The 12,855-nt window shown below is 73.3% G+C and carries 11 protein-coding genes; 6 read left to right on the forward strand and 5 right to left on the reverse strand.

Annotated elements, in window-relative coordinates; genetic code table 11:
* Nucleotides 1–570: 570 nt before the first annotated feature.
* From ACFVXG_RS44240 to ACFVXG_RS44250, 3 genes are all read right to left on the reverse strand, one after another.
* Nucleotides 571–1,179 (reverse strand): transcriptional regulator, encoded by a 609-nt coding sequence (locus ACFVXG_RS44240; RefSeq protein WP_387936184.1) that lies wholly within the window; start codon nucleotides 1,177–1,179, stop codon nucleotides 571–573.
* 22 nt (nucleotides 1,180–1,201) lie between these two features.
* Entirely contained in the window at nucleotides 1,202–3,076 is a 1,875-nt protein-coding gene (locus tag ACFVXG_RS44245) for a helix-turn-helix domain-containing protein (protein WP_387936185.1), read from the reverse strand.
* Between the two features lie 1,826 nt (nucleotides 3,077–4,902).
* Complete coding sequence (locus ACFVXG_RS44250) at nucleotides 4,903–5,289, reverse strand: hypothetical protein (RefSeq protein WP_387936186.1); 387 nt, start codon at nucleotides 5,287–5,289, stop codon at nucleotides 4,903–4,905.
* Nucleotides 5,290–5,753: 464 nt separating this feature from the next.
* Between ACFVXG_RS44250 and ACFVXG_RS44255 the strand changes: the two genes are divergently transcribed.
* From ACFVXG_RS44255 to ACFVXG_RS44265, 3 genes are all read left to right on the forward strand, one after another.
* A complete protein-coding gene (locus ACFVXG_RS44255) occupies nucleotides 5,754–6,419 on the forward strand; it encodes a hypothetical protein (RefSeq protein ID WP_387936187.1) in 666 nt (221 codons plus the stop codon).
* Nucleotides 6,420–6,508: 89 nt separating this feature from the next.
* Nucleotides 6,509–7,849: a hypothetical protein gene (locus ACFVXG_RS44260; protein ID WP_387936188.1), complete on the forward strand. Its 1,341-nt coding sequence runs from the start codon at nucleotides 6,509–6,511 to the stop codon at nucleotides 7,847–7,849.
* Between the two features lie 141 nt (nucleotides 7,850–7,990).
* Complete coding sequence (locus ACFVXG_RS44265) at nucleotides 7,991–8,632, forward strand: dihydrofolate reductase family protein (protein WP_387936189.1); 642 nt, start codon at nucleotides 7,991–7,993, stop codon at nucleotides 8,630–8,632.
* An 84-nt stretch (nucleotides 8,633–8,716) separates the two neighbouring features.
* On the opposite strand, the gene ACFVXG_RS44270 is transcribed toward ACFVXG_RS44265, so the two are convergent.
* On the reverse strand, nucleotides 8,717–9,067 hold the full coding sequence (locus ACFVXG_RS44270; RefSeq protein ID WP_387936190.1) for a hypothetical protein: 351 nt from the start codon (nucleotides 9,065–9,067) through the stop codon (nucleotides 8,717–8,719).
* A gap of 66 nt (nucleotides 9,068–9,133) precedes the next feature.
* Nucleotides 9,134–10,030, reverse strand: a complete 897-nt coding sequence (locus ACFVXG_RS44275) for a LysR family transcriptional regulator (RefSeq protein WP_387936191.1) — start codon at nucleotides 10,028–10,030, stop codon at nucleotides 9,134–9,136.
* Between the two features lie 72 nt (nucleotides 10,031–10,102).
* Between ACFVXG_RS44275 and ACFVXG_RS44280 the strand changes: the two genes are divergently transcribed.
* From ACFVXG_RS44280 to ACFVXG_RS44290, 3 genes are all read left to right on the forward strand, one after another.
* Nucleotides 10,103–11,008, forward strand: coding sequence for a DMT family transporter (locus ACFVXG_RS44280; protein ID WP_387936192.1), 906 nt, complete (start codon nucleotides 10,103–10,105; stop codon nucleotides 11,006–11,008).
* Nucleotides 11,009–11,012: 4 nt separating this feature from the next.
* Nucleotides 11,013–12,320, forward strand: coding sequence for an MFS transporter (locus tag ACFVXG_RS44285; RefSeq protein WP_387936193.1), 1,308 nt, complete (start codon nucleotides 11,013–11,015; stop codon nucleotides 12,318–12,320).
* 70 nt (nucleotides 12,321–12,390) lie between these two features.
* A complete protein-coding gene (locus ACFVXG_RS44290; RefSeq protein WP_387936194.1) occupies nucleotides 12,391–12,855 on the forward strand; it encodes a DUF3592 domain-containing protein in 465 nt (154 codons plus the stop codon).

Raw genomic sequence — 12,855 nt, forward strand, 5'->3', positions numbered from 1 at the left:
TGGTGTCCCTGATCAGTTCCCACGCCGTGCGGCGCCAGGTGGCCTGTTTGGCCGCGCGCCGGTCTCCTCCGGAGCCGCGACGCGCCGCCGCTACGCGGCGGGCCGATGCTGCGCCACTCCGTGGCGCAGGGCTGGCTGGGAGGACGGTGGCCTCTGTTGTTCTGCCAACTCTCGCTGTTTTTATGGTTGTTGTGAGTGTGTCGCGCTCCGCGCTCCTTGTTGTGGCCCTCCGATGGATGAATCTGATGAATCGTCAGAGAAATGAAGAGCTCCGCTCTATGGTCTAGACCTCTTGCCCCGTCGCGCTCCGCGCTCCGAACCCTGTAATTGCGCATTCCTGTTCTCGGATGACTGTTTGTCAAGCTCTCATGGAAAGATTTTTCAGGTTCTCCGGAATTCTCCCCCGACAAAACGGCGTCCCTGCTCCGCAGTGACACCGGAATCCGCACCTGGAAATCAGCACCGGCACCCTCCCCGTGCGGAAATCACAACAGCCCCGGGGCCGTGCGCTATTCACACGGCCCCGTGTTGCGATTTCCGCACGCCCGCCGCGAACACCCCGCGCCGCCCTCAGGCGGCGAAGCCCACGTGCTCGACGTAGCTGTAGGCGTCGTAGTCCGACCCGAGACCAGTGATGACCTCGTCCCAGATGACGTCCAGCATCCGCACCGCGGCCAGGTCCGCGGGACCCTTGTCCCAGGCGTCCACGAGGTCGTTCCAGATGCCGCGCACGTTGATCGAGCGGTGCTGGAGCTCGCGCCGGCGCGGGCCCTCGACCTGGCTCTGGTCGACCGGGTAGATCTCGATGCGGGTGCCGGCCCCGCCCGCGTTCAGGCGACGCTTCAAATCCGCCGCCACGTTGTGCCGGCGCAGCGCCCAGTAGGCGGCGTCGACCAGTTTCCGGTTCGCCGCCGAGGGCCGCTGCTTCTTGGCGAACCAGCGGCGGATCGTCGCCTCGCTCACCGTCACGCCGGCCCGGCGCAGCGCGTCGATGCCGGTCTTGGTGCGGTGGAGGTAGTTGAGGCGGGCGTTGAGGCCTCGGGTGGTGGTGACTGGGGAGGCGATGCCGGTGACGAGTTCGTCGAGGCCTCGGCATACGGCCAGCCATCCGGGGATGCCTTGGGCTCCGTAGCGGCTGAAGTCCGTCCAGCGACCGGCCACCGCGTTTCCCTCCCACATCTGGTTTCTTATCGGGCCGTTCTTAGCCGGTGGTGCCGAGGGTGTAGGTGTCCTTCAGTTTGACCTCGGTGATTTTTCGGCCTTCGGGGAATACCTTACGCCAGTCGCCGGTGACGTGGAGTTCGTCGGTGCCTGTCATCTGAACGAGGGTCAGACCGGCGTCGTGGGCTTTCAGTCCCTTCCACCAGAGGTTCGCGAACGCCTGCGCGCGGATGATGTGCATCCAGTCCGGTCGTTTCATTCTGTGGTTAGCGGTGGAGAGGCCGATGGTGGAGACGAACTTCGAGTACATGGCTTTGACGTATTCGAGGGTGACGGTGTCGTCGGCGGCGATCGCGGTGTCCCGTGCGTCGGCCAACACCCGGCGGAAGTTCTCCAGGAGGTTCTCGGAGGAGTACGCCGTCCATGCCTCGTGGATCACCGGGGCGTCGCAGAGCCCGTACTTCGTTCCGGCCAGGCGCAGCAGTGTTCTGAGGGTGGAGGAGGTGATCCAGAGTGGGCCGGGTTCGTCGCGGGCGCCGAGTGGGTTGGGGAGGTCGTCGTGGTTCCAGGCGGGTGGGGTGATGAGGTAGGCGCCGGCTTGTCTGGGGTCGTAGTGGCCGGTGGTGTCGTGTTTGAGGGGGCCGATCGGGAGGTGGGATTTGAGGGCGGCGAGGTAGGCGCCGTTCATGTCGAGGGCGGCGACGTGGAGTTGGTTTTCGGGGTGGTGGGTGAGGGTGGTGTTCTTCCATTTCGGGCGGGCTTCCCAGATCTGGTCGGCGCCTGCTCGTGATGGTTTCTTCAGGATGTCGGGCAGGGGTGGGTGGTCGGTGTGTTCGTAGCGGGATCCGGCCCGGGAGGCGGCCAGCAGGGCCATGGCGTCGGGGATGGCCTTCTTCAGCAGGGCCGCGGTGGCTGCGGTGACGTCGCCCTGCTGCTTCGTGAGCTCCCGTTCCACGGCGTGCTCGACCAGTGCGAGGAGCTCGGTGTGGGTGGCTGACCGCGCGGAGGGTGCCGGGGGCCCGGCAGGCGTGACGGGCGCAGGGAGCATGGCGGGCGCGGCGGGCGCGGGAGGTGTGGCAGGTGCGGTGGGGGTAGCGGGCGCGGGGGGTCTCGGGGGTGCGGGGGGTGTCGGGGGGTGTTCGGTGGCTGCTGCGGGGCCGGCCGGGGCGGGTCGTCCCGGTGCGGGGGTGCACCAGCCGCCGAGATGGAGGGGACGGCCGGTGATGCGATGGGACACCGGGCGGCCGCACTGCTCGCAAGCCGTGGCCGGGTAGGTGAGGGGCTCACCGTCCGGACCCCGGTCGTAATCAGCCCCCGGGACAGCGGGCGGGGGCACCGGGACGGCAGCTGGGACAGGGCCCGGGACGGCCGCTGGGGTGGTGGGGTGCTGCCCGTCCGCCCCGACCGCGACTGGGGTGGTGGCGGGCGGGGGTACTGGGGCGGGGAGGGGGGTGAAGGTGGGGGGAAGGGCGGTCGCGACGGCGTCGGTCAGGGGCAGGCCGTAGTGGCGGGCGAGGAGGGCCTCTCCCGGGCTGGCGGGGCGGCGGCGGTCGGCGGGCAGCAGCTGGAAGGCCGCGAACGGGCCGCAGAACAGGGCCAGGACCGGGATGCCGAAATGGGCGGCGGCCCTGTCGCAGTCTTCCAGGCTCCACGCGGCCTGGCCGTTCAGACGCCGTGAGGCCTGCGAGCGGTTCACCCCCAGCACGGCGGCCAGCTCCGTCGTCGACTCCGCAGTGGCGTCCAGCAGCGCCCTGACCGCCAGGCGCACCAGGTCATGCGTACCCACCCGGGCCGTCCCCGCAACGACAGCGGCATCGCCCTCGGGAGCAGGCGCGGCAGCGGGGGTGATGCCGGGCAGGCCGGCCGCGGCCAGGCGCAGCGCGTCGAGGGTGTCCAGCGGGGTGGGTACGGGCATGACGGTACGGTCCCACACGGGCGTGTGAAATTCACACCGGCATGCGGAAGACCCGCCACCCGCCCCGATCGGCCGTGGGCTGCCATCCAGGTCGGGGCTGTCCTGCCCCCGGCCGCCGGGGCCCGGGCGCAGCAGCGGGTCCGGGTCGGCAGGGTCCTGCGGCCGCCCGTCTGCCTCGATTGCAGGGCCGAGCCGCCGGCCTCCGATATCGCAGCGGCGACACCGGCCCGGGACCGCAGCCGGTGTCGTTGCCAACCTGGTGGAGGCGTTCGGCCGACCATGGCCTGTCTGGAAGCCGGTGCGGCCGCGTGGCGGGCCGCCCCCGTCGGATCGGTTTCCCGGCGCAGCGCTGCGAGCGCGTCCTCCGCGTACCCGGGGCCGTGGGACCGGTACCCGCAGCGCCGGTGGTCACCGTCGGGGCAGCCTAGGCGCAGCGGCCCGCAGGACAGGACGAACCGGGCCCGGGCCAGGTGCACCCGGTCCTCGGCTTCGGTCACTTCAGTCGCTTCAGTCCCTGCCACCGCCCCTGAACTGTGCGGATGCGCAGTGACCGAAGGACGGTGCCCCTGTCCACGGGGACAGACTCCGGCCCATACCCCGTGCCCGGCATCGGCACCACGGGCCGATGCCTGGGTCGGCCCCGGTCCGTACCGGCAACGCCGACACCCGCGCCCTGCCGCCGACCGGACGGTTCCGTGGCTTTGATCAGCGCTTCGGACTGCAGTCCGGGCAGGTTCTGTCGTCGTTGAACTCAAAGTGCACGTCGCTCGGCTGTAGGTGCTCGGACCTGCAGACAGTGCACAAGTCCCCGCCGCAGTTACCGCAGCCTACGTAGCGTCCGCCGGCATACTCGTAACGCCGCTTCTCAATCCATGGGGCATCACATGCCATGCCGGGTCTCCCTTCAGCGAGATCATCTCCTTCCACCCCGGGCCAACGAGTGCACCCACACGATGGTTGCCGGAGGCAGGACGTACAACCGCCGAGGCTGTTTCCATGGCCGGAGACCAGCAGTTCCCTTGGAGGCCGGGGCCGGGGCCGGAGCCTCGGCCGTCCCTCGCCTGGCACTGCGGCACCAGCACCCGGGACTCCCCCCACCCCTCCGCTTCTCCAACGGCCTCACTGCCCCTCAGCTCGTCGCCGTCTCCGCTGGCTCCAGGCACGTCGGCGGCGAGTATGTGGGCCGTGCGGTGCTCAGTCAGCAGGTGTTCCAGCCCGGCACGCAGCGCCTCCAGCGCCTGGTCGGGGTCACGGCCGCAGGGCGCGCGAGCTCGCCTTCGGCGGTTGGAGCAGCCGGGCAGGCCGCGCTGCTGTACGGCTCGCGGACGGCGGCCGGACCGGCCATGGCGAGGCGGCGGACCGGCGCGGTGCGGTGCGGTGCGGTGTCGTGGGCGGCTTCGGTCCGGGTGGCGGTCGGGCGGCCCGGTTGTCCGGGGTCTCCGGCGCGTCGAGCAGGGAGTGCCGGCCCGGGCGGCCAGTGCTCGGCCGGCGGCTCCAGGGTGGTCGCGATGACCGGTACAGCGTCGTCGTACTCGCACCGGCCGTCCCCGTCCGCGTCGTGGGCGCGGACGGTCCACCGGCCACCGTCCCAGGCGGCGCGCCAGGTCCGCCACCGTCTGCGGACGATCGGCCGGGGCCACCGGGCCGGCGTCGGTGACCACCGGAGCGGCCCGAGGGTAGCCGGGCCGGGTGCGCCCGGGCCGGGTACGGCACCATGAGTGCACCGCGCACCGGGCCGGCCGCTCCTGCCCGAACGGCGGGGCGACCAGCCCAAGCGTCTATCGAGTCGCCGAGGAAATCACCACTTCCCGCTCAACGGGGGAAGCTCACGCAGAGGGCGACGAGGAGGAACCGCCACTGGAGGGATCGGAAAGCACCACGTGGCACGTTCCCTGCGAGCCTACCGAGAACACGTACGTGTAGCTCTGGTCGGACCCGACCGCCTGGAATGCGCCGTTGTCACCGAACCGCCGGCCGTTGTCGCAGACGAGGTTGAAATCCATCCAGTCACCCGCGGGGCTGGAACCGGTCCGGTACGACGCCTGGTAACCGGAAGGGTCAAGGGTTGCACATATAAGCCCCCCACCACCGTTGAGGTCTGTCCCGTTGCAGGTCGAACCCGCCGAGGCGGTCCCTGCAGAAGCGAGGCTGATGGCGGAAACGGCAAGCGCGAGGCCGCCCGATATCGAAATCATCTTGAACTTTTGCTTCACAGAATCTCTCCGTTCAGACCACAGACGCGGGCCGGATGCTCCGGCTCCGCAATCCTGTGGCGCAGGGAACGACCTGATCAACCGATATCGGTCCTGCTTACGTCTCCACTTCGTCTCACGCTCCTGAACAGGGCTTTGGGACCCCTGAAAACACTCCGGGACCGACACTTCATCAACCGGGCGGCGTTCCTTGCCCACTCCCACCAGAGGGACCTCCTGAAGAACGACTCCGGTCGGCACCCGCACCGCCTGCCACCGCACGGACGAACCGTGGGGGCCGCGCCCTGACGGCGCGCCGGTGAGGGCGGCCGCCGCCGCGGGCGGTGAGCCGAATGCGAGCAGGCGGTCGCTGGTGGTGGGGCCCGGGCGTGCGGGTCGGGGGCGGGGGCGGGGGCGGGGGTGGGAAGGGGGAGGGGGGATCTAGGCTCGCGGGCATGGGGTGTGAGGGGCAGAGGAGTGAGAGCGTGGTTCGGGTGCCGGTGCCGCCGTTGGGTGACTATGAGTCCGGGCGGCTCTTCCAGCGGCTGTTGCTGCTCTTTCTGCGGGATCTGAAGGAGGCCGGGCAGGCGGTCGGTCGGCACCAGTATCTGTTGGGTGCTGTGGTGCAGTTGCACGAGCCGGCCCGGGTGGAGGGGGGTGGTGCCGGGGCGGGGCAGCCGTGCTGCGCGTGCTGCCGTACGCCGTACCCGTGCCGGACGGTGCTCGGCGTGGCGGTGAGCGCCGGGTTGCCGGTGCCGTGGGGCTCCCCCGCCGCTGTGGTCCCGGCGCTGCGTGATGCGGGGCTGGAGCCCAGGTCCGGGGGCGGGGTTACGGCGGAGCAGGTGCGTTGGGCGCCTGGCTGGGGGGCGCAGCGGGTGGCGCAGGGGGGTTGGGAGATCGGCATCGTGGTCGATCGGGGCGAGGTGGAGACCGTGGTGGTGGCGGACGATGCGGCGATGGCCCGTTACCTGGCTTCGGCGGCGGTGGGGCTGGGCAGCCCGTACCCGTACGGCTGGGTCGAGGACGCGGCGGAGGTGGCGGAGGTGCGGTCGGCGGCGCACGGGCAGGTGGCGCAGTGGCGGGAGCGGGTGCGGCTGCCGTACCTGGATGTGCACCGCGGGTGTGGGGCGGAGGGTGGCGGGACGCGCTGACGGGTCGCCGGTGGAAACCGGGTTGCCCGGACGGTGGTGGGTCGAGGATCATCCTGGGGTCCCTGACACCCCTCGACCTCCGGAGACGCATGGCCACTGAACTGTCCGAAGCCTGGGAGCTCTTCGAGTCCGGTGACTCGCAGGGGTCGATGCGGGTGCTGCGCTCCGCGGCGGACCGGCTCCCGCCCGCCGAAGTCGCGCCGCTGGTGGCCGAGTTGGCCATGGGTGCCGGTTTCGAGGACTTGGCGGGGGCTTCGACGGCGCTGGCGGCCGGGCCCGGGGAGGCCGAGCGGCTCTACGCCTTCGGCTATGCCTGTGTCGAGCGCGGTATCGACGCGGTGGCCGTTCCCGCGCTGCGGGAGGCGCTGCGGCTGGTCCAGGCGCCGCCGGCCGCCGCGGGGCGCGCCGGTCTGTTCCGTCGCAGGTCCAAGTCGCAGGCCGTCCAGCAGCCCGGTCTGCGCAAGGTGCTGCTGGAGCTGGTCTCGGCCTTGGAGGGCTGCGAGCGGCACGGCGAGGCGCTGGCCGTGCTGCGTGAGCACGATGCCCGGCTGGGCGACTGGCCGGACCGGTACCTGACGGTCTACAACGCGCTGATGGATGGTCAACTTGCCCTGGCGAGGGAGGTGTTCGAGGCGTTGTCGGCTCCTGAGGGGGTGTGGACGGGTCCGGGGCAGCGGGTCGGGCGGATGCTGGAGCGGGCTGCGGCGCTGCCGCCGGACGGCGAGCGGGATCTGCGCGGTTGGCATTACGTGCTCACCGGCGGCCTGCTCACCACGCTCTCGCCGCACGGGTTCGACCAGGGCATGACCGGCCGCTGGGCGTATCTGCAGGACGACTTCGGGCAGTGCCGGTACGGTCTGGAGCGCTTGCGTGCCGTGCTGGCCGCCACCGGGCGCAGGCCCGAGTCGGTCGCGTTGCTGGCCGACCGGGGCAGTCGGGCGCTGGGGTTGGCGGCGGCGCGGCTGCTCGGTGTGCCGGCGGCGCCGTACCGGCCGGGTGTGCCGGGTGTGCTGGTGGTCGCGTACGACCTGAACGGGTGCGATCCCGCCGTGGTGGCGCAGCTGAACGAGCGGGCGCCGGACGAGCTGCTCTTCGAGCACGCCACCTGCTGGACCGATCCGCCCGGCGTGACGGCCGACGTCTCCACCCTGCTGGGGCAGATCGTGAACGCGCCCTGGGAGCCCGGTCTGCGCTTCGGTGCGGACGGTGAGCCCGAGGAGGACGGGCCGGACCGGCGTTCGGCCGAGGAGCTCGCCGAGGCGATCCTGGCGGCCTCCCCGAGCGCGCCGCAGGGTGACGGCCGGACCCCGCCGGATCCGGACGACGCCCTGGCGGTCTTCGCCGCCCGTGCGGCGGGCGGCTGGCCTGCTGCGGGCCCGCGCGACCGTGTCCGCTCGGCGGGGCCGGTGCGCAGCTCCCGCTTCGCATGACGGTCCGCCCCGGCAGGCCCGCTCCGCTCGGCGGGCGGTCGGGCGGTCGGGGCGGGAACCGGTCGTCGGCGCGGCGATGAGTTTTCCGGTCCGGGCTGGTCTATATCTCGACCGGCCGGCCGACTCATCGGGAGTACAGACATGGGACTCATCCACATCGAGCTGTTCGCGACCCTCGACCTCGTCGGGCAGGCGCCCGGCGGCCCCGACGAGGACCCGGAGGGGTTCCCGTTCGGCGGCTGGCAGGCGCCGCTGATCAACGAGGTCACGGGGGCGCAGATCCTCGCCGCGTACGAGGGCACGGACGCCCTTCTGCTCGGGCGGCGCACCTACGACATCTTCGCCGCGTACTGGCCGCACCAGAAGGAGGGCGAGATCGCGGAGCTCTTCAACAGGGTCCCGAAGTACGTGGCCTCCCGCGGCACGCCGGAGCTGCCGTGGGCCGGGTCCACGCGGCTCGGCCCGGACCTGGCCGGGGCGGTGCGTGAGCTCCGGGAGCGGCACGGGAGCGTGAAGGTCGTCGGGAGTCTGGACCTGGTGCAGACCCTCCTGCGGGAGAAGCTCTTCGACCGTCTCGACCTGTGGGTGCACCCGATCGTGCTCGGCGTCGGGAAGAAGGTCTTCGACGGCGGCGCGGTGCCCACGAACCTCACCCTCCTCGAACCGCCGTCGGCCGGTCCCACGGGCACCGTGTACCTGCGCTACGGGCTCGCCGACGGCACGCCCAGGACGGGCGACATGGGCGCGCCCGACCGCGGTCTCGGGCACGACGACCCCCGCTGAGGCGGGCGCCCCACCGGGGCGGGGGGCGGGGCGTCGGCGGGATGCCGCTCCCTGTGGCCGTTGCGGTCGGTGTCGGCCCTGCGGTCAGTCGCCCTGGGACCAGGCGGCGACCGGCAGTGACAGGTAGACGCCGAAGTCGGTGAGCCCGGTGGCGGTGCGGATGCCCGCGTGGAGGGTGTCCACGCGCTCCTGGCGGTCGGCCTCCCGGCTGGCGGTCCACTTCGACCTGACCTCGATCACCACGGTCAGGCCGCTGCGGTCCAGCGGGCCCAGCGGGCGGAAGCGGAGTTCGACGTCGCCGGGTCGCAGGTCGCCGTCGTAGGGCTCCTCGGGGCATTCCACGGCCAGGGAGACCAGGTGCGGCAGCACCTCGGCCAGTTCGCGCAGGCAGTCCTCGGGCACGGTGGGCGCGTGGGTCACGTCGACGAGCGGCATGCCCGCCAGCCTAGGACGTGGACAGCGGGCCGTGGGCCGTGTGCGACGGGCCGGGGCGGCGGGCCGTCAGGGCCGGGCGGCGGCGGCCTCCCTGAGGGCGTCGAGGAGGTCCCGTACCGGCGGGTGGGTCAGTGCGCTCTCGCGGACGGCGGCGTGGACGGCGCGGACCGGTTCGGGGCGGCGCACCCGGCGCACCGCGACGCCGGGGTGGCGGCCGGTGAGGCCCAGTCGCGGGATCACGGCCACGCCGAGGCCGGCGGCGACGAAGCCGCGGGCGGTGGCGTGGTCCTGGCCGTCGACCACGACGTCGGGGCTGAATCCGGCGGCCGCGCAGGCCTGGAGCACGGGTTCCAGGCAGGGGCCGGGCGGTTCGCTGCCGACCCAGGGCTGCTCGGCGAGGTCGGCGAGGTCGAGGACGCGCTTGGCGGCCAGCGGGTGGTCGGCCGGCAGGAGTGCGACGTACGCGTCGTCGAGGAGGTGGACCAGTCGGACGCCCGGCACGGGGGCGTGGGGGGCGCCGACGACCAGGGCGAGGTCTGCTCCGCCCCGCGCGACCTCGCCGAACGGGTCGTCGGGGTCGTGCAGCCGCAGGTCGATCCGTACGCCGGGGTGTTCGCGGCGCACCCGGGCGACGGCGGGGGCGACCAGGCGGGCGCCGACCGTGGGGAAGTAGCGGACGGCGAGGCGGCCGGTGCGTCCGGCCCGCAGTTCGGCCAGGGCGGTCTCCGCCTCGGCGACGTTGCGGCTGATGGTGGCGGCGTGCTCGGTCAGCAGGCGTCCGGCCTGGGTCGGGCGCACGCCGCGGCCGGCCCGTTCCAGCAGGGCGGTCCCGGCCTCCCGTTCCAGGGCCGCGATCTGCTGGCTCACCGCTGACGGTGTGTACCCCAGGTTGGCCGCGGCGGCGGTCACCAAGCCGCTGCTGACGACGGCCCTCAGGACCTGCATGCGCCTCACATCGAGCATGTAGCCCAGCTTAAAGGAGGTGAAGATCTTTTCGCTTGTGCTGTCGAATGGGGGCCGGGCAGCGTTGCCCCCATGAGAACCGCAAGCCTGTACTGGTCGCGCGTGGGAGTCCTCGCGCTGCTCTGGGGGTCCACCTTCCTGTGGATCAGACTGGCCCTGGACGGCCTGCGGCCGGCCGAGGTGACGGTCGTCCGCTGCGCGCTGGGGGCGCTCGTCCTGACGGCGGTGTGCCTGGCCCGGGGCGGGCGGCTGCCGCGCTCGGCCGGGACCTGGCGGCACATCACGGTGGCCGCGTTCTTCTGCAACGCCCTGCCGTTCACCCTGTTCAGCCTCGGCCAGCAGAGCGTCGGCTCCGGCCTGGCCGGCCTGCTGAACGCGACGACCCCGCTGTGGTCGCTGCTGATCGGTCTCGCCGTCGGCACCGACCGCGCGCCGGGCGTGCTGCGGCTGGGCGGGCTGCTGCTCGGCTTCGGCGGCACGCTGCTGATCTTCGCCCCCTGGCGGCACGGCGGGCCGGCGGGCTGGGGTGCGCTCGCCATCCTGGGCGCAGCGCTGAGCTACGCCGTGGCCTTCGGCTACATGCGGCGCCACCTGGTCGGGCGGGGCACGCCCACCCTCTCCCTCTCCGCCGCCCAGCTGCTCGCCGCGACCGCGCTGACCGCCCTGGCCGCGCCGGTGCTGCCCGCGGGCGGCCCGCCACCGGCGCACCCGGGCGCGACGGCGCTGGTCGCCGTGGCGGTGCTCGGGGTCCTCGCCACCGGGGTGACGTTCCACCTCACCTACCGGATCATCGCCAGCGAGGGCGCCACCGACGCCGCCACCGTCGGCTACCTGCTGCCCGTGGTCTCGCTCCTGCTGGGCGCGCTCGTGCTCGGCGAGCCCCTCGGCCCGCGGACCCTCGCGGGGATGGCCGTCGTCCTGGCCGGGGTGGCGATGACCCGGCTGCGCCGCGCCCCCGCGCCGGCCGGGGCGAGGTGACGGAGTGCGATCCGGATCCCCGTGGGGTGCAAGGGACTTCCGCACCCTGTTCGCCGCGACCGCGCTCAGCCAGCTCGGCACCAACGTCGGCTACGTGGCCGTCCCGCTCATCGCCGTCTGCGCCCTCGGCGCGAGCGCGGCCAAGGCCGGGCTGCTCGGGGCGCTGGGCACCGCCGCCTTCCTCCTCATCGGCCTGCCCGCCGGGGCCTGGGTGGACCGGCTGCACCACCGCCGGGTGCTGATCGCCGCGGACCTGGCCCGCGCCGTGCTCCTGGCCTCCGTGCCGCTCGCCTGGTGGCAGCACGCCCTCACCCTGTGGCAGCTGTACGCGGTCGTGCTGCTGAACGGCGCGGCGACCGTCTTCTTCGACGTCGGCTCGCAGAGCGTGCTGCCGCACCTCGTCGGCCGGGAGGCGCTGGTGCGGGCCAACGCCGCCGTGGTCAGCCTCATCGCTCTCGGCAGCGTCGCCGGGCGCGGCGCGGGCGGCGGCCTGGTCCAGTGGCTGACGGCTCCGGTGGCGCTGGCGGCCACGGGCCTGTGCTACCTCGCCTCCGCCGTGCAGCTCACCGCGCTGGGCCGCTCCCCGGCTGTCTCCCACGCCCCTTCCTCTGGGCGGCCTGCCCGGCTCGGGAAGCAGATCGGGGAAGGCCTGCGCCACGTCCTCGGCCATCCGGAGCTGCGGGCGCTGGCGCTCACCGCGGCCCTGGCCAACCTGGGCTCGCAGATCGTCAACACCACGCTCCCGCTGGTGTTCCTGCGCGAACTCGGCCTGTCCGCGGGCAGCCTGGGCCTGTTCTGGGCGGCGGGCGGGGCGGGCCTGCTGCTCGGGGCCCGCTGCGCCCGCCCGTTGGCCGCCCGGTTCGGCCACGGCCGTTCCCTCGCGTTGGCCGGCCTGTGGCTGTCCCCGGCGGGCCTGCTGGTGCCGCTGGCCGGCCGCGGGGTCTGGCTGTGGCTGGCCGGGTGCGGCTGGCTGCTGGCCATGTTCAAGATCGGCATGGACAACGTGCTCGGTGTGAGCCTGCGCCAGCGGATGACCCCCGATCCCCTCCTCGGCCGGATGAACGCCACCTTCCGCTTCCTGCTGTCGGGGGCCCTGGCCGTCGGCTCCGCGATCGCCGGGGTGATCGGCCAACTGGCCGGTGTGCGCGTCGCGTTGTGGGTGGGCGGCGCCCTGGTCGCGACGGCCTTCCTGCCGGTCCTGCTCTCCCCGGTGCGCCGTCGGCGGGCGCTTCCGGCGCAGGCCGGGGATGTCGGGCGCAGCGCGGGCCTGGCAACCGGACCAGTGGCCGTCGGCCGGGCGGGCCGCGGCTGACCCCGGGGTGGGGGACGCGTCCGTGTGCCGGGGCGTCCGCGCGGGCAGGTTCGGACCGGGGAGGGACGCCATGGTCTGGGTCAGCGGGTTTCCCGGGGTGCTGCTCGGGCTGTTCGGCGGCGCCGCCGGCCTGCTGGGCGCGGCGCTCGCCGGTGCGCTCTGGCGGCGGATCACCGTCGGCGGGCGGGTGCGGCCGGACACGCGCACGGCCACCGCACGGTGCACCGGGTTCCGGCGGGTCACCGAAGGCCCGCGGCCGCGCCGCCGCCGGCCCGCGCGGCCGGTCCTGGTGTTCACGGCCGAGGACGGCCGCCGGATCGAGCTCGTGGAGCGCTCGGCCCGACGGCGCCCGATCGGCGGCGAAGTCCCGGTGTACTACCGGCTCTCCCGGCCCGAGCACGCCGTCCTCGTCCCACCGGGCAGCCTGCCGCTCCTGACGGCCATGGCCCTCGGCCTGCTGGCCGGCCTGGGGCTGGCCTGCCTGGGGCTGCTGCTGTTCGTCCAGGGGGACCTGGCGGGCGCGGGCTACCGGTGA

Source organism: Kitasatospora sp. NPDC058162 (assembly GCF_042884005.1).
GTDB lineage: Bacteria > Actinomycetota > Actinomycetes > Streptomycetales > Streptomycetaceae > Kitasatospora.